Consider the following 17248-nt stretch of genomic DNA (forward strand, 5'->3'; position numbering starts at 1 on the left):
TAGTTTGACTTACTCGTCGTCGAGCGCGTCGACAGCTTTTTGCAAGTCGTCTTTTGAGACTTCTTTTTCGCTCACAGCCGCAAGTTCGAAGGCATAGTCGATGACTTTGTCTTCAAAAAGTGGCGCGCGGAGCTGCTGCTGCATTTGCTGGTTTTGCTGAACGAATTCAAAGAACTGACGCTCTTGGCCAGGATACTGGCGCGCTTGGTTCATAATCGCTTGGGTCATCTCGGCGTCTGTCACCTGAACTTCGGCTTTCTGACCCAGCTCAGCGAGCAACAGGCCCAGACGGACACGGCGGCCAGCGAGCTTGATGTGCTCCTCGGTCGGCGTGATTTCTGGGTGATCATGGCCCTCAACTTCAGGGTTTTCGTCATGCCACAGCTGGTGCGCGATCTGGCCTGCCTCTGCGTCGAGAAGCGACGGCGGCAGATCAAAGGACACGAGCTTATCAAGCGCGTCGAGCAGACCACGCTTCATAACAGCGCGTGACGCGCCAGCATATTCGGCTTCCAGGCGCTCGGCGATTTGGCCTTTCAGGCCCGCGAGGTCTTCTGCACCAAACTTCTGTGCCAGCTCGTCGTTGAGCTCAGCGGCTTTGGGCTCCTTTACGTCTTTGATTTTGCATTCAAAGATCGCGGCTTTGCCAGCAAGGTGCTCTGCCTGATACTCTTCAGGGAAGCTCACTTCGACGTTCTTCTCATCGCCCGCTTTTACGCCGACGAGCTGCTCTTCAAAGCCTGGAATGAAGCTGTTTGAGCCGAGCACGAGCGGGTAATCTTCCGCTGCGCCGCCTTCAAAGGCCACATCGTCAACTTTGCCGAGGAAGTCGATTACAACTTGGTCGCCGTCTTTTGACTTTGAGCCTTTTTTGCGTGATTCAAAGTTCTGCGCTGTTTCTGCGAGAGACTTCAGAGCTTCATCGACTTCGTCGTCGCCAGCTTTAACAACCATGCGCTCGAGCTTGATGCCTTTGAGGTCAACGTCAGGAATCTCTGGGAGAGCTTCATAGGACATAGCAACTTCTACGTCGTCGCCAGCTTTCCAGTTTTCGCCATCAACCATCGTGACCTGTGGCTGCATCGCAGGGCGGTCGCCTGAGGCTTCGAAATGCTCTTGCATCGCGCCGTCAATGCTCTCTTGCATCGCTTCGCCCATGATGCGCTCGCCATACTGCTTTTTGAGCAGCGCCATAGGCACTTTGCCTTTGCGGAAGCCTTTCATTTCGATGTCGGGCTGCGCTTCTTTGAGTTTCTCATCCACTTTCACATCAAGCTCTGCAGCTGTCAGTTTGATGGTATAGGCGCGCTTGAGGCCTTCGTTCAGGGTCTCGGTGACCTGCATTTTGTCATCCTTTGCATTACGGCATTGCGTCACGGGCGGGTGCTCACACATCCGCTAAATCTGCGCCCTTCTATGGGCGGCGCGACCATGATGCAAGGGGGATTGGCGCAGTTTTACACGGCCAATGGCAGCAAAATGCAGATTGTCTGGGTTGCAACGTAAAAGAGGGGAAAATGGTGGGTCGTGAGAGGCTCGAACTCCCGACATCTTCGGTGTAAACGAAGCGCTCTACCAACTGAGCTAACGACCCGTGCGGCGGTGTTTAGCCCCAGCCGCGCGACCTTGCAAGCGCCATTTTCGAGAAAAAACGAGAAAGCGGCGAAAAACTTTATCAAGCCGTTTTGGAGATCAAGACGGAGCCCCTGCTCCGCCTTTGTTTTCTTAAGGATTGGCGGGTTTTCTCAAACGGAAAACAGGCGCAACAATTATTCCGCCGCTTCCGCTTTATCTTCCAGCTCTTTGATCACCATATCGGACTGACGTAAGCGTAGGTTGATCACGCGGCCATTGGCGACTTGTTTGGTGCGCGCAACCTTGATCTTTCCAAGCGGTTTCAGGTTGATATCGCGGGCCTCACCGAGCGCTTCGCCCAAGACCTCGAGCATGGCTTCGACAATGGGCTTCACGTCCTTGCGCTTTGCCCCTGAACGCTTGGCCACTTCATCAAGCAGGTGTTCTTTGCGCATCTCTTCGGTCGCAAGTGCCGGAGCTGTCGTGGTGACGAGCACAGGCGCAACCTTGGCCGCAGCCGCCACAGGCTCTGGCGCTGCCAAGGGCGCAGTTGCAGCCTTTGGCGTCACTTCGGGGCCTGTCCCTTTGAGGGGTGATGCCTTTGCTACGGTTTTAGGCGCAGCCTTTTTGGCACTGGTCTTTTTGGGAGTGGCCTTCTTTGGGGCTGCCGCCTTCGCCTTTTTGGGCGCAGTTGTTTTGGATGCGGTCTTTGTGCTCACTGGATTTTGGGTTGTCTCTGTCATTTTGCTCCACCTCTATATTTAGTTATTTTTTGTTAACTTTTAGCAATTTCTATGGGGTGTGACTAGTAATTTTCTGTGGATTTCAACTGAAAACAAACGTCACGGGCCTTTATTTTGTGTCAGAAACGACTAAAGATAGCGTCGTTATGTTACCTAGGGGAACTTTATGAAAAATCTTACAACCGCTTTCGCGCTGTCACTTTCACTTGCAGCTGGCGTCGCTCAGGCCGGCTCTATGGCCGATCCTGTTATCGAAATGGATGTGATTGTCGCTGATACAGCCACGTCTTCGTCTTCTGGCACATCGCTTGTTGCCTTGCTGGCCGTCGTGCTCGCCATCCCGCACTTCTGATCAGACAATCTCTGGCGCTACGCTCGCCACTCAATACAAAAGCGCCGCCCCAATTGATGAGGCGGCGCTTTTCTTTTCAATAGAGTGTGAGTTTAGTGTGCCGTTGCCCCTGCACCTGTCGTGGCGGCAAGACGGGCCGCAGCCGCAGCCTCTTCGGCCTCTTCATCCCACTCGATGGCCTCTGGTGTCGACACAAGGGCGCGCTTCAGAACATCGCTCACATGCTTCACAGGGATAATCTCAAGGCCCTCTTTCACATTGTCCGGAATATCTGCGAGATCTTTCTCGTTTTCTTCTGGAATGAGCACTGTCTTGATCCCGCCGCGAAGGGCCGCGAGCAGCTTCTCTTTCAGGCCACCAATCGGCATCGCGTTGCCGCGCAGGCTGACTTCACCTGTCATGGCGATGTCTTTGCGCACAGGGATCCCTGTAAGGACCGAGACAATAGACGTCACCATCGCAAGGCCCGCACTTGGCCCGTCTTTGGGCGTGGCACCATCGGGCACGTGAACGTGAATGTCGATCTTGTCGAACTTCGTCGGCTTGACGCCAATGCTCGGGCTGATCGAGCGCACATAGCTTGAGGCCGCCTCAATGCTCTCTTTCATCACATCGCCGAGCTTACCTGTGGTTTTCATGCGGCCTTTGCCCGGAAGCTTGAGGGCCTCAATATGAAGCAAGTCGCCACCAACAGAGGTATAGGCAAGCCCTGTGACAACGCCGACGGCGTTTTCGTCTTCGGCCAGACCGTGGCGGTATTTACGCACGCCAAGGAAGTCATCAAGATTGTCAGACGTCACTTTGACCGTCTCAGCTTCTTTCTTGACGATCTGTGTGACAGCCTTGCGCGCAACTTTCGCCACTTCACGCTCCAAGTTCCGCACGCCCGCCTCACGGGTGTAATAGCGGATCATGTCGGTGAGGGCCTCATCTGTCAGTTCAAATTCCTTAGCTTTGAGGCCATGGTTTTTGATCTGCTTGCTGATCAGGTGCTGTTTGGCAATCTCGCGCTTTTCGTCCTCCGTATACCCTGACAGCGGGATAATCTCCATGCGGTCCAAAAGTGGGCCAGGCATGTTGTAGCTGTTGGACGTGGTGAGGAACATTACGTTGGAGAGATCGTATTCCACCTCAAGATAATGGTCGACGAAGGTGCTGTTTTGCTCAGGATCAAGAACCTCAAGCATCGCTGACGCAGGATCGCCGCGGAAATCCTGACCCATCTTGTCGATCTCGTCGAGCAAGATCAGCGGATTTGTCGTTTTGGCCTTTTTCAGAGCCTGAATGATCTTGCCGGGCATCGAGCCGATATAGGTGCGGCGGTGACCCCGAATTTCGCTCTCGTCGCGCACGCCGCCAAGAGAGATGCGGATAAACTCGCGCCCCGTCGCTTTGGCAACGGACTTCCCAAGCGAGGTCTTACCCACACCGGGAGGGCCGACAAGGCACATGATCGGGCCCTTCAGCTTCTGGCTACGCTGCTGTACCGCGAGATACTCGACAATACGTTCCTTAACCTTTTCAAGACCATAGTGGTCATCATCCAGCACCTTCTCGGCGCGGGTCAGGTCTTTTTTCACGCGTGATTTAACACCCCACGGAATGCTGAGCATCCAGTCAAGATAGTTGCGCACAACGGTCGCCTCAGCGGACATGGGCGACATGTTCTTGAGCTTTTTGAGCTCGGCATCCGCTTTTTCTTTGGCCTCTTTGGAGAGCTTGGTCTTGCTGATACGGTCTTCGAGCTCGGCCAATTCGCCCTCGCCCTCTTCCCCGTCGCCCAGCTCCTTCTGGATCGCCTTCATCTGCTCGTTAAGATAATACTCGCGCTGCGTGCGTTCCATCTGGGACTTGACGCGCGTTTTGATCTTCTTCTCGACTTGCAACACGCTCATTTCGCCCTGCATCAGGCCGTAGACCTTCTCCAGACGGGCGCTTACATCCAGCGTCTCAAGAAGCTCCTGCTTCTGATCCACTTCGATACCGAGATGTCCTGCGACGAGGTCTGCCAGTTTTTCTGGCTCTTGGGCTTCGCCCACAGCGGCCAGAGCCTCTTCGGGGATATTCTTGCGCACTTTGGCATAGCGCTCAAATTCGTTGCCGACGGTGCGCAAGAGCGCTTCGATCGTGGCCTCATCGCCCAACTCTTCGTCCAACGCCTCGGCACTGGCTTCAAAAAACTCAGGGTTGTCGAGATAGCCCGTTATGCTGACCCGCGCGACCCCTTCGACAAGCACTTTTACTGTCCCATCGGGAAGCTTGAGGAGCTGCAGCACATTGGCCAGCACGCCCACTTGGTAAATGCCGTTTGTATCAGGGTCATCCTCGCCAGGATCAACCTGCGCCGCGAGCAGGATCTGCTTGCCGTCATTCATAACCTCTTCCAGCGCGCGAACCGATTTTTCACGGCCCACAAAAAGCGGCACGATCATGTGGGGGAAAACCACAATGTCGCGCAACGGCAGTACTGGGTAGGAGGCGTTCAATTCTTCTGTCATGCTCTTGTCCTGTTCAGTGGCAAGGCCTTGCACCCCTCTTCTGAGGCAGCATCAAAGCCTTCCGCGTTTAAGAGTGTTAACTTGGGTGTTGCCCGCACCCATTTCAACACGAATTCTCGGTTAAGATGCCTTTCGGCGCGTCAATCAGCAAGGCTCAAATGCTATGGTTTTGCGACAGATTTCGCCCAAACAGCTTTGTGGCAGGAGAAATCAGGCCCGCACTGGTCCATAATCGGGGATTTGCAGTAATCCTGTAAGTCAAAGCCAGACACAGCTTTGTGACTGGGTGATGTGCAAAAGGATGTGCATATTCAGGGCGGTTGCGGCGGCCAATCCACTCCGCCGCGCGACAGGAATGGTGACACCACCCCGTGAAGAGGAGGGGACTATAACGCCCAAGGCAAGGCTGCGTGCATCTTGGCACAAAAACAAGACACTCGCGCCTTTACGCGGCGCGCGCCTATCCCTATATAATCAGTCAGGAACTAAAGGACGCCCTTATGACTGAAATGATCGATCCCATCGAAGGCACACCGCTGATTGCTCCGTCCGATACGGGCCATCCACTCTACGAAAATATCGTTGAGGCTTGCCGTTCGGTCTATGACCCTGAAATTCCAGTTAATATCTATGATCTTGGCCTGATCTACACGATCGAAATCAACGATCAGGGCGAAGTGCGTGTCTTGATGAGCCTTACAGCTCCGGGCTGCCCTGTTGCCGGTGAAATGCCCGGCTGGGTTGCGGAAGCGATTGAGCCGCTAGAAGGCGTCAAACAAGTGGACGTAGAACTTGTCTGGTCCCCACCTTGGGGCATGGACATGATGTCCGACGAAGCCCGACTTGAACTCGGCTTTATGTAATTTAGCCAAACGCTTAGGAGATACTTCTCATGTTCGGCATTCCAGGCAAACAAGCGGTTACAATGACAGAGGCTGCTGCCGCCCAGATCCGTAAGCTCATGGAGGCCAAAGGCCACAAGGGCCTGCGCATTGGCGTCAAAAAAGGCGGCTGTGCGGGCATGGAGTATACGATGGAATATGTCGATGCTCTGGCTGAGCATGACGAAGTCGTAGAAGAAAACGGTGCGCGGATTCTGATCGCACCGATGGCACAGATGTTCCTCTTCGGGACCGAGATCGATTATGAAATCTCGCTTCTCGAAGCGGGCTTCAAGTTCAACAACCCGAATGTCGAAGACGCTTGCGGTTGCGGCGAATCCATCAAATTCAAAGACGTCGAAGCTCTCGCGGCAGATCTTGGTCAAGTTCCCAATCTACGCTGAACCGAGACCAAAGGCGTCTGTCCACTTCTTCTTTCCATAAATATCCCAGGGGGGCTTCATAAGCCCGTGGGCTTATGAAGTGGTTGACCAATCAGTCAGCCTTTGCCCTGCAGGTGAACATAAGTCTCGTCATACCGCCGCTTGAGATAGGCCCCTGCTGAAATCGGCTCGGCCCCTTCTGCGCTTACATCGGTATCGTGGTTCGGATTGAAAAACATCGGCACAGAAATCCGTTCCGCACCTGAGCCAACAACACGGTGCAGCGTGGCTTTCACGCGTCCACCTGTCCACATCTCCAACATTTCACCAAAGTTTATGACAAATTCCCCCGGCGCCACATCAACCGCGTGCCAGTCTCCATCGGCGCCGAGAACTTCAAGACCTGCAGTGCCATCTCCCGTGAGAAGCGTTAGGCAGCCGTAGTCCGTATGAGCCGCGATGCCGAAATCCTTCTCGCCTGCCCAATCCGGACGCGCAGGGTAATAATTGCCGCGCAAGAGTGCCATGGGCCGCGTAAAACGACTGTCAAAATAGCCAGCTTCGCGCTCTGCCACTTCCGCAATATGGCCCAGAAGCGCGCGGCACAATGTGATCGCCCCTGCATAATACTCTTGAACCGTTGCTTGAAAGCCCTCTGGCGCCGTGGGCCATTGGTTGTCCCCATAGACAAGCAACCCCTCTGCGCGCAGCGGGTCGTCTTTGCCAAGCTCAAAACCGCAGTCAAACACTTCTTTGTAATCAGGGTTGGCCATCGGATCGACCTGCTCTGAACCGCTTGCGCCCCAGCCACGGTTTGACCCTGTCGCAGCCATATCGACTTTAGATTTCTCTGCGTTTGATTGGGCAAAGAATGCCCCATAGGCCTTGATCAACGCATCGACATTTTCTTTTGAAATCGGTGTGTTGTTTATTTTGAGGAAACCTGTCTCAAGCACACCACGGCGCAGTTTGGCGCGGGTGCTTGGGTCATGCGCTTGCAGCGCGCCAAAGTCGATCTGGTCAATCATATCAAGGATCCTCATCACTTTCGCTGCCTTTCTAGCCATCTTCTGGCGACACGCAACCGCACGAGTTCTATATTGGCCCCGCGCGGTCAAGCTGCTAGGAGATTTGAAAGAGATAAGGAGCGAATGATGCGGCGCAAACTGGCAGCAGGCAACTGGAAGATGAACGGAACACAGGCCAATCTTGTGGAGATTGGCAAGCTCGCAACCGCCCATGGTGAGAGCGCTGTTGATATCCTGATCTGCCCACCTGCGACATTGCTGCATGCCGCAACCTCCTATGCGCCGCTCAAATTTGGCGCGCAAGATTGCCACATGCTGCCTTCGGGGGCGCATACGGGTGACATTTCGGCGGCACAGATCAAGGATGCAGGTGGCAGTGCTGTGATTGTCGGGCATTCTGAGCGCCGCGAAGCGCATGAAGAGCATTCCGAGATCGTCCGTGCAAAAGCCCGAGCGGCACAAGCCGAAGGGCTGATGGCGATTGTCTGCATGGGCGAAAGTGCCGCTCAGCGTGAAGCACAGAACACTCTAGATATCATAGGTGGACAACTGGCAGGCTCGATTCCTGACAACGCAACGGGCGAAAACCTTGTTGTCGCTTATGAGCCGATTTGGGCGATTGGCACTGGGCTCGTGCCTACGCTTGCGCAGATCGGTGAGGTCCATGACTTTATTCGCGCGCGTCTGGAGCGCCGGTTTGGTGCAGGTGTGGGCCGTTCGGTACGTATTTTGTATGGTGGTTCGGTCAAGCCTGACAATGCCGCCGAGATATTCACTGTCCCCAATGTCGATGGTGCACTTGTGGGTGGGGCTTCGCTGACAGCAGACGCCTTCTCCCCTATTATCAAAGCGCTGGAAGCCGTTTAAGCACGGCGCTTCTCCAACCGATCAAACGGAAAAAGGCGGCGCTCATGACAAGCGCCGCCTTTTTTGTAGAGAGCGCTTGCGCCCCTTTATTTGGTGATGATCTCAGGTCCCATCAGCAAGGTCGGCAACCATGTCGAAATGGCTGGGATATAAGTGACCATGATAAGGAAGATGAAAAGAACGCCCGTGAACGGGAGTGCCGCTTTCACCACCCGCATCATTGACATACCCGCGACCCCAGAGGTCACAAACAAGTTGAGCCCCACTGGTGGTGTGATCATCCCGATTTCCATGTTCACAACCATGATGATCCCGAGATGAATCGGGTCGATCCCCAATTCGATCGCGATCGGAAACACCAGCGGTGCGACGATGATCAGGAGGCCTGACGGCTCCATGAACTGGCCACCAATGAGCAGGATCACGTTGACGATCACAAGGAACATGATCGGCCCAAGGCCCGCATCGAGCATCGCCGAGGCGATTTTCTGCGGAATTTGCTCATCTGTCAGGACATGCTTCAGGATCAGCGCGTTGGCGATGATAAACATCAGCGTAATCGTGAGCTTGCCTGCGTCCAGCAGTGTGTTGCGCGTATCAACATGAAAGAAGGCCGTCACAAGCGCCTTAGGCTTTTCAAGAAGCGTAAGGTTGCGATGCCCGTCCTTGCCTGCAAGCGGACCGATGTCACGATAGATAAACACCGCTGCGATAAAGGAATAGACCGCCGCAACAGCCGCCGCCTCTGTGGGCGTGAAGATCGCCCCTGTCAGGCCCGGAACACCGTAGATACCCACCATGATGATGATGATCAGAAGCAGACCCCAGAAGGCATCGCCAAAGCTGCGGGCCACTTCACCCCAGCCGAGCCATTCGCCCTTGGGCATGTTGCGGATGCGCGCCATGATATAGATCGTGATCATGAGCATAAGCCCCGCCATGATCCCAGGGATAACGCCAGCAAGGAACATACGGCCCACCGAAACATCAGTCGCTGAGGCATAAACCACCATAACGATAGAGGGTGGAATAAGGATACCGAGTGTCCCCGCGTTGGCGATCACACCTGCGGCGAAGTCCTTGGTGTAGCCCGCTTCACGCATCGCTGCGATAACGATTGTCCCGATGGCGACCACTGTCGCGGGCGAAGAGCCAGAGAGCGCCGCAAACATCATACAGGCAAAAACGCCCGCAATCGCAAGACCGCCTCGCAGGTGACCCACACAGGCGATGGAGAAGCGGATGATCCGCTTGGCGACACCACCTGTCGACATAAACGAAGACGCGAGAATGAAGAACGGGATCGCGAGCAGCGTGTAATGCCCAGCCATTGCCTGAAACAACGACTGCGCCACAGAGGCAAGCGACGTATCACTCAAGACCAGAAGGAAAACCACCGAGCTGACGCCGAGCGAAACGGCAATCGGCACGCCGATCAGCATCAGGCCGATAATCAGGCCAAAAAGAATTGCAACTTCCATAAATCAGTCCCCCTGCCCGTGGGCGCGGCGCGCGTCTTCAACGGCGTCCTCGGCCTCATGGCTCACAATCAGGCTCGTGGCCTCGCCCGTCCACACCCGCACCGTCGCCTGAATAAAACGGAACAGCATCAGAGCCATGCCAAACGGCAGGATCACATAGGGAATGAAGCGTGGCAGTTTTTCATATTCCTCGCCCTCGTTCATCAAAGGCTCCAGAAACCGTAGGATCTCGGGCAGCGGGATATCCTCCACACCATACCAAGCGCGATAAGAGGTTGCGCGCATCTCTTCAAAGCCCGTCGGGAACCAGCGACCTGTCGTTTGCGGCAGGTTGGCAAAGTTAGCCCAGTAATCCCAAGCACCTTTGAGCAGCAAGAAGGCGTAGCCTATGCAGATCGCTCCCACGACCAAAGCCAAGACTTTGCGCACGCGCGCGGAAAAAAGGTTGATTACTGTATCCACGCCAAGGTTCGAGGTGGTTTTGATTGCGTAAGACACCCCAAAGAGCACCAGCCACGCAAACAGAAATGTCACCGTCTCAAGAACCCAGATCATGCTGGTATTGAAGAGGTAGCGCAAAACAACGTTGATGAAGGTCAGAAGCGTCATCATGCCGAGAATAAAGGCGATAATGGTTTCTTCCAGTTCGTTGACGAAACGACCCACCGGTCCCTTTGCCTTATAGCCATGAGCCATAGTCATTCGCTCCTATGATAGAGGAAAGAGTAGCGCGCAGGCCCAGCCGTCTGTTGGGCCGGGCCTGCGTCTTTCGGTCAAATGCGAAGCTTAGAACTGCGCGTTGATCGCTTGGGCCGCGTCGATGTTTTCTTGGCCAACATCGTCTTTGAACTGACCCCAAACTGGCATCATTGCATCAACCCAAGCCTGACGGCTTGCCGCGTCAAGCTCGCGGATTGTTGTGCCTGCGTCCAGAATGGCTTGGCGGGCGTCGCCGTCCACTTTGCCAACAGCAGCGTTACGCTCGGTGCTGACTTCGTTGAGGATCGTTGCGAGTTGTGTGCGCATGTCCTCATCGAGGCTATCCCACCAGTCCGTTCCAACAACGACCATGTAGTCGATGATGCCGTGGTTGGTTTCTGTGATGCCGTCCTGAACTTCGAAGAACTTCTGGCCGTAGATGTTTGACCATGTGTTCTCTTGTCCGTCTACAACGCCAGTTTGCAGCGCACCGTACACTTCAGAGAAGGCCATAGGCTGCGGGCTCACGCCAATCGCTTCCATTTGCGCCTTGATCACGTCTGATGGCTGCACGCGGAACTTGAGGCCAGCGGCATCTGTTGGCAGGTTGAGTGGCTTGTTGGCCGACATCTGCTTCATGCCGTTGTGCCAGAACTCAAGACCGAGAAGACCACGACGTGTCATCGAAGCTTTCATCGCTTGGCCAGTGTCCGAGCTTTGGAATGCGTCTACAGCGTTGATGTTCTTGAACATGAACGGCAAGTCGAAGATGCGGAATTGCTTGGTGAACTGCTCAAATTTTGACAGGCTTGGTGCCGCCATCTGAACATCGCCCTGCAGCATCGCTTCCAGAACTTGGTCATCATCATAGAGCGTTGAGTTCGGGAAGACTTCCATGCAGGCCTTGCCGTTCATCTCAGTGTTGATGCGCTCTTGCAGAAGCGAGGCGGCAATACCCTTTGGGTGCTTGTCTGTGTTTGTAACGTGGCTGAATTTGATAACCATTTCGCCATCGTCGCATGCCGCTGAAACAGCGCCAGCTGAGACTGTGAGCGACAAAGCCGTCAGAGTTGTTGTGATAAATTTCATAGATATCTCCTCCCAGAGTTCAGAATCACTTCGCCTGCACTCCCATACAGGCGGATGAGCAATCTTTCGCCACTCTGCCTTGCCCACGCAAGATTGAGATTTTTTGACGTAATTTCAGAGTCTTAAAATTGCGCCTATGCTTTGCTGTGCGAAATTTCGCACAACCCAACAATACAAACGTGCGATAAACCGCACAGTTTCAGATTTTCTTTTTCGTCGAATACTTCGAGATCGAGCCCAAAGGCGCGCCTCGATGTGCACAGCGTTCCAAGCCGTTCAGCGGCGGTAATCGTCTGGCTTAATGTCATAGCGCGCGAGCTTGTCGTAAAACGTCTTGCGCGGCAGCTTTAGCGCTTCGGCAGCGGCGCTGGCTTTGCCATTTTGCCGCCCAAGAGCTGCAATCAGAAGCGAGCGTTCGACCCGCGCCATCTGCTCCGCAAGCCCCAGATCGCCCGCATTCCCGACCGTATCTGCCATCCCAAGCACAAAGCGCATCGCGGCGCTCATAAGCGAGCGGGTATTGCCAGGCCAGTCCTGAGCCATCAACGCCGAAAGTGTATCTGGTGAAATTTCGGGGCTCACAAGGCCCGCTTGCTCAGCCGCTTGGCGCACATAATGTTGGAATATAACAGGGATATCCTCGGGCCGTTCGCTGAGGGCAGGAATGCGCAAGCTCATCCCCTCAAGGCGATAGAACAGCTCCGCATTGAAGCGCCCTGCCTCAACGACCTCTTGCAAGTCACCAGAACACCCCGCGATCAAACGCGTCGCCAGTCCCGCATCGAGCCGCTCCGCCATGGAATATTGCAGGCTTGCCGGCAATGTATCGATCTCATCCAGAAACAACGTCCCTTCTGCCGCATCGTGAAGTGCGGCTTCAAACCCTGCCACATCCAGCGCTGACGATTGACGGCGCACAAAAGGCCCTCCACGACGGCGCGAACTCAAATGCACCACCTCGGCGACTTTTGCGATTCCTGCACCTCGCGGCCCTGTCACAAGCGCCTCAACATCAAGCCGTGCGAGCTTGCGCACCCTGCTGCGCAAATCCTCGGCTTTTTGAGACGTCCCAAAAATCATCCGCGCGGCAGCGTCTCCCGCCAGCGCCTCAGCCTTCAAAGCGCGGTTTTCCAGAACAAGCGCTCTTGTCGTCAATGCACGGCGCAGCACGGCCAGCAAAGCCTCTGGCGCACAGGGCTTTTCAAGAAAGTCAAACGCGCCCTCGCCCATCGCCTTCACGGCCATCGGGATGTCACCCTCCCCAGTCAGCAAAATCACAGGCAGTTCAGGATCCACGCCTCGCGCATGCGCCAAGAGGTGAAAGCCATCGCGTCCGGGCATGCGCATATCTGAAAGCACAGCTCCGTCAAACTCGGCGCTGATATGATCTTTGGCTTCAATAAACGAGCCCGCCAAAACAGGCCGAAGCCCCTCCAACTCAAGCGTCTGTGCAAGAGCGTCGCGCACCGCGCGATCATCATCCACAATCAGAACTATCTTGCTCATACCGAACTCTCCTCGCGCCAACGTTCCAGCTCGACAGTAAAGACAGCGCCTCGCGCGCCTTCTGTCATGCTCGCATTGCGCCCTGTAATCTTGCCACCAAAGCTTTCTATCAAACCATAAGAGATCGACAGGCCAAGCCCCATCCCCTCGGCACTGCCCACAGCTTTTGTGGAGTAAAACGGTTCAAATATCTTCTCAGGGTCCGTGATCCCTGGCCCTGTATCGCGCACATCCACCATCAGGCGCTCGCCCGCATGGCAGCGAATTCGGATAGTCTTCTCCCCCGCCTGCCCCTGCATCGCATCTGCGGCATTGGTGATCAGATTGACAAAGACCTGCCCCAACCTGACCTCGCCCGCTTTGACATAGTAGGGTGTTTTAGGCGCCGTCCAGTCCATCGTAACGCCCGCCTCGGCGAGACGCGTCTCAGTCAAATCCACAGCCGAGTTGATCACGTTGCCCAGCTCGATCCGCCCCATTGGCTCCCTTTCATTGCGCGCAAAGGCCCTGAGATTCTTGATGATCCGCGCCGCTCGTGCGCTGAGAGCAGAAATGCGCTTGAGGTTGTCCTCGGCCACATCGCGCTTACCCTGCGCCAAAAAGCGCACACCGTTTTCAGCGAACTGCCCAATCGCCATGAGCGGCTGGTTCAGCTCATGACTGATCCCCGCACTCATCTGCCCCAAGGCACTCAGCTTGCCCGCTTGCACAAGGTCAGCCTGCGCGCGGCGCAACTCGCCTGTACGGGCCTCAACCCGCGCTTCAAGCTGACGGTTGGCCGAAAGAAGCGTGCGCCGCCGCTCTGTAACCAAAAACAGGATCGCTCCAAAAGCCACCAAGACCGCCGCCACGACCAAGGCCTGCAACCCAGCAAGCCGCTCCGCAGGCGCGACATCCACAAGCGCCTCGGCCCGCATCGCCATCACGGGCATCTCTTTTGTAAGATGCAGCGCGCGGCGCGGAATATACGGCCCAAGAGCCAGCTCCCATATTTCCTCGCCGCCCTGCAAGCTCTGAACAATCCGGCCCTCAGCACCGTCCTGTAGCACCAGTCCCGCATCTTCGGCCCGCACTTCAGCAAAAACAAGTTCGGAGCGGTTTGCCATAAAGACACGCCCATCAACGTTGGTGAAAAAGACAGCAGGCGAGCTTGAGCGCCAGCCGTATTCCAGCTCATCAATATCCACGACCACAAGCAACATCGCCCGCACACGCCCGTCACGGCCAAAATCAGGCGCCGCATAGAAATAGGCCCGCCGCGCGCCAGCTTGGCCCTGCACAATCCCGTGCCCTGTGCCAAGCGCGCCCTGCGCGGCACGCGCGCGCCAGGGCCCCTCAAGCGCCTCAGCTCCCAGAGTTTCTCCAGCCTGAGCCAGCAACACTCCTTCGCGGCTCACGTAAGCGAGCGCCAACGCCCCTGTCTTATCCGCAGCGCTGCGCAAGAAATCCTCCGCAGCCTCGCGTCTCAGGGCCTCTCCCGCGCCCGCGCCTGTCAAGGCTTCAAGACTGGGATGATCGGCCATCATGACTGCAAGCTCTTGATAGCGCTGGAGACGCGTCGCAAAGCGATCACCCGCCAAAGCAAGGTCTGCTTGCCCGCGCGCTTTAAGCTGCTCCATAGCCTGTGCCAGCCCGTAGCGATACACCCCGAAACTCACAGCCAGAACCAGCGCCAAAAATGCGCCCCATAGCCCCAACCTGATCAGAATACTTTGCCTCATGGGCCCTGCATAGCCTCTGCTCTGGCTCTTGCAAAGCCTCTAGCCGTCAGCGCCGGCCACCAACCTCAAAAGACAGCTTGGCCTTTCACTCTCTCGAAATATCACTGGGGTGCGGGGCTGACCCCCGCGGCATCACTCATGCGCAGGATCGTCCCGCTTAGAGAGGCAGCATCGTTGTGTGCTTGATCTCTTCCATCGACAAAAGCGCTGTGACATTGTGGATTTTCACTTCCGAAATCAGTGCCTGATAGAAGACATCATACGCGCGCGCATTGGGGACACGCACTTTCAGGATGTAGTCGATATCCCCTGCCAAGCGGTGTGCTTCCATCACTTCTGGCCGCTCGTGCAGTGCCCGCAAGAACGCATCCTGCCAATGCTTCTCATGTTCGCTCGTACGAATGAGAACAAAGAAACAAGCTTCAAGCCCAAGCGCCTCGGCATCCAGAAGCACGGTCTGCTGGCGGATCACACCGCTCTCTTTCATTTTGCGAATCCGGTTCCAGACAGGCGTCTTTGAGCTGCCCACTTGCGTGGCAATCTCATCCAAAGACTGCGCTCCGTCGCGTTGCAGCTCTGCCAGAATTTTCCGATCCAGCTCATCCAGACGAACAGACATTCCCGCTTCCTTCTCAAATCCAAACGCTCATCATGCTTGCTGCGCAAATTGAAACACATGTCCTTATTTGCAGCAGCTACTGGCGTCATATTGGAACAATTTCCTATATTCAAGCGGAACGTTAAGGATGAACGCCATGCAACATTACCCTGTTTTTCTCAACACACGCGCTGCACGCATTATACTTTCAGGTGGCGGCGAGGCGGCGTTGGCCAAGCTGCGTTTGCTTATGAAAACCGAAGCCAATTTGCATGTCTTTGCGCCAGACGCGGCACCCGAAATCATCGACTGGGCAAACGCAGGCGCACTCACACTTCATCGTCGGGCTCTCAAAGCGGAAGATGTCGCAGGCGCGGCGCTCGTTTATGCAGCCGATGAGGCCGAGGCCAGAGACAGCGAGACCGCAACTCTTGCCCACAGCGCCCGCGTCTTACTCAACATTGTCGATAATCTTGAAGGCAGTGACTTTATCACGCCCGCAATTGTAGATCGTGACCCCGTCACCATCGCCATTGGTACAGAAGGCGCGGCCCCCGTGCTCGCCCGCCAGATCAAAGCCGATCTTGAAGCGCGCCTGCCGTCCTCACTCGGTGCGCTGGCACGGATCGGCAAGGCCTTCCGCCACGCTGCCGACACCCTGCCGATGGGCCGGGCCCGTCGCGCCTTCTGGTCAGAGTATTACACCAAGACTGGTCCAGCCAGTATCTCCAAGGGCGAAGCGGCGACCAAAGCCGCGCTTGACACCCTGTTGGCGCAGCACCTCACCGAAGCGCCTGCCGAGGGCCATGTCGTATTTGCGGGCGCGGGCCCCGGAGACCCCGAGCTGCTCACACTCAAGGCCCGCCGCGCGCTGCATGAAGCGGATGTGGTGATCTATGATCGCCTTGTTTCTCCCGCTATTCTGGAGCTTGCGCGCCGTGAGGCGCTTATGCTCTCGGCAGGCAAAGAGGGCTTTGGCGCTGCCATGTCACAAGCTGATATCAATGCGCTCATTGTCAAACACGCAAGCGCGGGCGTGCAGGTTCTGCGCCTCAAGGGCGGGGATCCTGCTGTCTTTGCGCGTTTGGATGAAGAGATTGAGGCCTGCGAAGCGCATGACATTGCCTTCAGCATTATCCCAGGAATCACAGCAGCGTCGGCCTCGGCTGCGGCCTTGGGCCAAAGCCTCACCAAACGGGGCCGCAACACCGAGGCCCGCCTTGTGACAGGGCATGACATGCAGGGATATGCCGATCAGGACTGGAAGAGCCTCGCGCGCGCAGGCGAAGTCGCTGCCATCTATATGGGCAAGCGCGCCGCGCGGTTCATTCAAGGCCGCCTGCTGATGCATGGCGCTGCGGCAAACACGCCCGTCAGCCTTGTGGAGAACGCGAGCCTGCCCAACCAACGCATCGTTGCCACCACACTCGGCCAATTGCCAAACGCTTTGGCAGAGGCCGCGCTCACAGGCCCTGCGCTTACGCTTCTGGGCCTTGCCCCAAGAGACGCAGTGGCCCCCACTCTCAAACAGGAGGTCGCACAATGACGCCGAGCCTGATCACTGCCAATGCGCTCCTTGAGGGCGATGTCATTTACCTCACGGCCCAAGGCAGCTGGGCAAGAACAATGGCTGATGCCGAAGTCTTCACCGACGAGGCCGTGGCCGAGGAGCGCCTCTTCTCCGTCAATCCTTCCGAGGCTGTCGGCGCTTATCTTATGCCCGTGAGCCTTGCGGACGGCTCGCCCGCTCCCTTGCATTTTCGCGAGGCATTTCGTGCCACAGGCCCCTCCAACCGCTTTCACGGCAAACAAACCGAGGCTTTTTGA

16 protein-coding genes and 1 tRNA gene are annotated in these 17248 nt (G+C 56.1%); 6 read left to right on the forward strand and 11 right to left on the reverse strand.

Translation table 11 applies throughout. The annotated features are described in order from the left end of the window. Positions 1-9: 9 nt before the first annotated feature. The 3 genes from tig to DSM117340_RS08175 all read right to left on the reverse strand — a co-directional run bounded on the left by tig (position 10) and on the right by DSM117340_RS08175 (position 2318). The gene (gene tig, locus DSM117340_RS08165) at positions 10-1344 is read right to left on the reverse strand and encodes a trigger factor (protein WP_089890595.1); all 1335 of its coding nucleotides are present in this window, start codon (positions 1342-1344) and stop codon (positions 10-12) included. A 174-nt stretch (positions 1345-1518) separates the two neighbouring features. Beyond that, a tRNA-Val gene (locus DSM117340_RS08170) sits at positions 1519-1594 on the reverse strand. Between the two features lie 175 nt (positions 1595-1769). Further along, positions 1770-2318, reverse strand: coding sequence for an HU family DNA-binding protein (locus DSM117340_RS08175; RefSeq protein ID WP_177170659.1), 549 nt, complete (start codon positions 2316-2318; stop codon positions 1770-1772). Positions 2319-2484: 166 nt separating this feature from the next. On the opposite strand from DSM117340_RS08175, the gene DSM117340_RS08180 reads away from it, so the two are divergent. After that, positions 2485-2670 carry a hypothetical protein gene (locus tag DSM117340_RS08180; protein ID WP_089890592.1) on the forward strand — a complete coding sequence of 62 codons (186 nt, stop codon included), beginning with the start codon at positions 2485-2487 and terminating at the stop codon, positions 2668-2670. Positions 2671-2762: 92 nt separating this feature from the next. Here DSM117340_RS08180 and lon read toward each other — a convergent pair whose 3' ends face one another. Beyond that, entirely contained in the window at positions 2763-5168 is a 2406-nt protein-coding gene (lon, locus tag DSM117340_RS08185) for an endopeptidase La (protein WP_089890590.1), read from the reverse strand. Positions 5169-5668: 500 nt separating this feature from the next. Between lon and DSM117340_RS08190 the strand changes: the two genes are divergently transcribed. Then, the gene (locus tag DSM117340_RS08190; RefSeq protein ID WP_089891621.1) at positions 5669-6031 is read left to right on the forward strand and encodes an SUF system Fe-S cluster assembly protein; all 363 of its coding nucleotides are present in this window, start codon (positions 5669-5671) and stop codon (positions 6029-6031) included. A 29-nt stretch (positions 6032-6060) separates the two neighbouring features. Next, positions 6061-6453, forward strand: a complete 393-nt coding sequence (locus tag DSM117340_RS08195; RefSeq protein WP_089890588.1) for an iron-sulfur cluster assembly accessory protein — start codon at positions 6061-6063, stop codon at positions 6451-6453. A gap of 95 nt (positions 6454-6548) precedes the next feature. On the opposite strand, the gene DSM117340_RS08200 is transcribed toward DSM117340_RS08195, so the two are convergent. Further along, entirely contained in the window at positions 6549-7475 is a 927-nt protein-coding gene (locus tag DSM117340_RS08200) for a 2OG-Fe(II) oxygenase family protein (RefSeq protein ID WP_245724415.1), read from the reverse strand. Positions 7476-7586: 111 nt separating this feature from the next. On the opposite strand from DSM117340_RS08200, the gene tpiA reads away from it, so the two are divergent. Beyond that, positions 7587-8327: a triose-phosphate isomerase gene (gene tpiA, locus DSM117340_RS08205; RefSeq protein WP_089890585.1), complete on the forward strand. Its 741-nt coding sequence runs from the start codon at positions 7587-7589 to the stop codon at positions 8325-8327. Positions 8328-8413: 86 nt separating this feature from the next. On the opposite strand, the gene DSM117340_RS08210 is transcribed toward tpiA, so the two are convergent. From DSM117340_RS08210 to DSM117340_RS08235, 6 genes are all read right to left on the reverse strand, one after another. Further along, positions 8414-9808, reverse strand: coding sequence for a TRAP transporter large permease subunit (locus DSM117340_RS08210; RefSeq protein ID WP_271437482.1), 1395 nt, complete (start codon positions 9806-9808; stop codon positions 8414-8416). A 3-nt stretch (positions 9809-9811) separates the two neighbouring features. After that, complete coding sequence (locus tag DSM117340_RS08215) at positions 9812-10504, reverse strand: TRAP transporter small permease (protein WP_089890580.1); 693 nt, start codon at positions 10502-10504, stop codon at positions 9812-9814. A 90-nt stretch (positions 10505-10594) separates the two neighbouring features. Beyond that, positions 10595-11596, reverse strand: coding sequence for a DctP family TRAP transporter solute-binding subunit (locus tag DSM117340_RS08220; RefSeq protein ID WP_089890578.1), 1002 nt, complete (start codon positions 11594-11596; stop codon positions 10595-10597). A 276-nt stretch (positions 11597-11872) separates the two neighbouring features. Continuing rightward, a complete protein-coding gene (locus tag DSM117340_RS08225) occupies positions 11873-13102 on the reverse strand; it encodes a sigma-54 dependent transcriptional regulator (RefSeq protein WP_089890576.1) in 1230 nt (409 codons plus the stop codon). Further along, complete coding sequence (locus DSM117340_RS08230; RefSeq protein ID WP_354689572.1) at positions 13099-14823, reverse strand: ATP-binding protein; 1725 nt, start codon at positions 14821-14823, stop codon at positions 13099-13101. The genes DSM117340_RS08225 and DSM117340_RS08230 overlap by 4 nt, the downstream gene beginning before the upstream one ends. Before the next feature lie 157 nt (positions 14824-14980). Continuing rightward, the gene (locus DSM117340_RS08235; protein ID WP_089890571.1) at positions 14981-15442 is read right to left on the reverse strand and encodes an Lrp/AsnC family transcriptional regulator; all 462 of its coding nucleotides are present in this window, start codon (positions 15440-15442) and stop codon (positions 14981-14983) included. Positions 15443-15578: 136 nt separating this feature from the next. Between DSM117340_RS08235 and cysG the strand changes: the two genes are divergently transcribed. Together cysG and DSM117340_RS08245 are read left to right on the forward strand one after the other, a co-directional pair. Then, positions 15579-16967, forward strand: a complete 1389-nt coding sequence (gene cysG / locus DSM117340_RS08240) for a siroheme synthase CysG (RefSeq protein ID WP_089890568.1) — start codon at positions 15579-15581, stop codon at positions 16965-16967. Beyond that, positions 16964-17248 carry a DUF2849 domain-containing protein gene (locus DSM117340_RS08245; protein ID WP_089890565.1) on the forward strand — a complete coding sequence of 95 codons (285 nt, stop codon included), beginning with the start codon at positions 16964-16966 and terminating at the stop codon, positions 17246-17248. The genes cysG and DSM117340_RS08245 overlap by 4 nt, the downstream gene beginning before the upstream one ends.

It is taken from the genome of Lentibacter algarum (assembly GCF_040580765.1).
GTDB classification, from domain to species: domain Bacteria; phylum Pseudomonadota; class Alphaproteobacteria; order Rhodobacterales; family Rhodobacteraceae; genus Lentibacter; species Lentibacter algarum.

Excerpts from the sequence above, each read along its gene's own strand:
- DSM117340_RS08200 (WP_245724415.1), bottom strand. The coding sequence starts at position 7,475 with ATGAGGATCCTTGATATGATTGACCAGATCGACTTTGGCGCGCTGCAA.
- DSM117340_RS08235 (WP_089890571.1), bottom strand. The coding sequence starts at position 15,442 with ATGTCTGTTCGTCTGGATGAGCTGGATCGGAAAATTCTGGCAGAGCTG.
- DSM117340_RS08210 (WP_271437482.1), bottom strand. The coding sequence starts at position 9,808 with ATGGAAGTTGCAATTCTTTTTGGCCTGATTATCGGCCTGATGCTGATC.
- DSM117340_RS08195 (WP_089890588.1), top strand. The coding sequence starts at position 6,061 with ATGTTCGGCATTCCAGGCAAACAAGCGGTTACAATGACAGAGGCTGCT.
- DSM117340_RS08220 (WP_089890578.1), bottom strand. The coding sequence starts at position 11,596 with ATGAAATTTATCACAACAACTCTGACGGCTTTGTCGCTCACAGTCTCA.
- DSM117340_RS08245 (WP_089890565.1), top strand. The coding sequence starts at position 16,964 with ATGACGCCGAGCCTGATCACTGCCAATGCGCTCCTTGAGGGCGATGTC.
- DSM117340_RS08190 (WP_089891621.1), top strand. The coding sequence starts at position 5,669 with ATGACTGAAATGATCGATCCCATCGAAGGCACACCGCTGATTGCTCCG.
- DSM117340_RS08180 (WP_089890592.1), top strand. The coding sequence starts at position 2,485 with ATGAAAAATCTTACAACCGCTTTCGCGCTGTCACTTTCACTTGCAGCT.
- tpiA (WP_089890585.1), top strand. The coding sequence starts at position 7,587 with ATGCGGCGCAAACTGGCAGCAGGCAACTGGAAGATGAACGGAACACAG.
- DSM117340_RS08225 (WP_089890576.1), bottom strand. The coding sequence starts at position 13,102 with ATGAGCAAGATAGTTCTGATTGTGGATGATGATCGCGCGGTGCGCGAC.
- DSM117340_RS08215 (WP_089890580.1), bottom strand. The coding sequence starts at position 10,504 with ATGGCTCATGGCTATAAGGCAAAGGGACCGGTGGGTCGTTTCGTCAAC.
- cysG (WP_089890568.1), top strand. The coding sequence starts at position 15,579 with ATGCAACATTACCCTGTTTTTCTCAACACACGCGCTGCACGCATTATA.
- DSM117340_RS08230 (WP_354689572.1), bottom strand. The coding sequence starts at position 14,823 with ATGAGGCAAAGTATTCTGATCAGGTTGGGGCTATGGGGCGCATTTTTG.
- lon (WP_089890590.1), bottom strand. The coding sequence starts at position 5,168 with ATGACAGAAGAATTGAACGCCTCCTACCCAGTACTGCCGTTGCGCGAC.
- tig (WP_089890595.1), bottom strand. The coding sequence starts at position 1,344 with ATGCAGGTCACCGAGACCCTGAACGAAGGCCTCAAGCGCGCCTATACC.
- DSM117340_RS08175 (WP_177170659.1), bottom strand. The coding sequence starts at position 2,318 with ATGACAGAGACAACCCAAAATCCAGTGAGCACAAAGACCGCATCCAAA.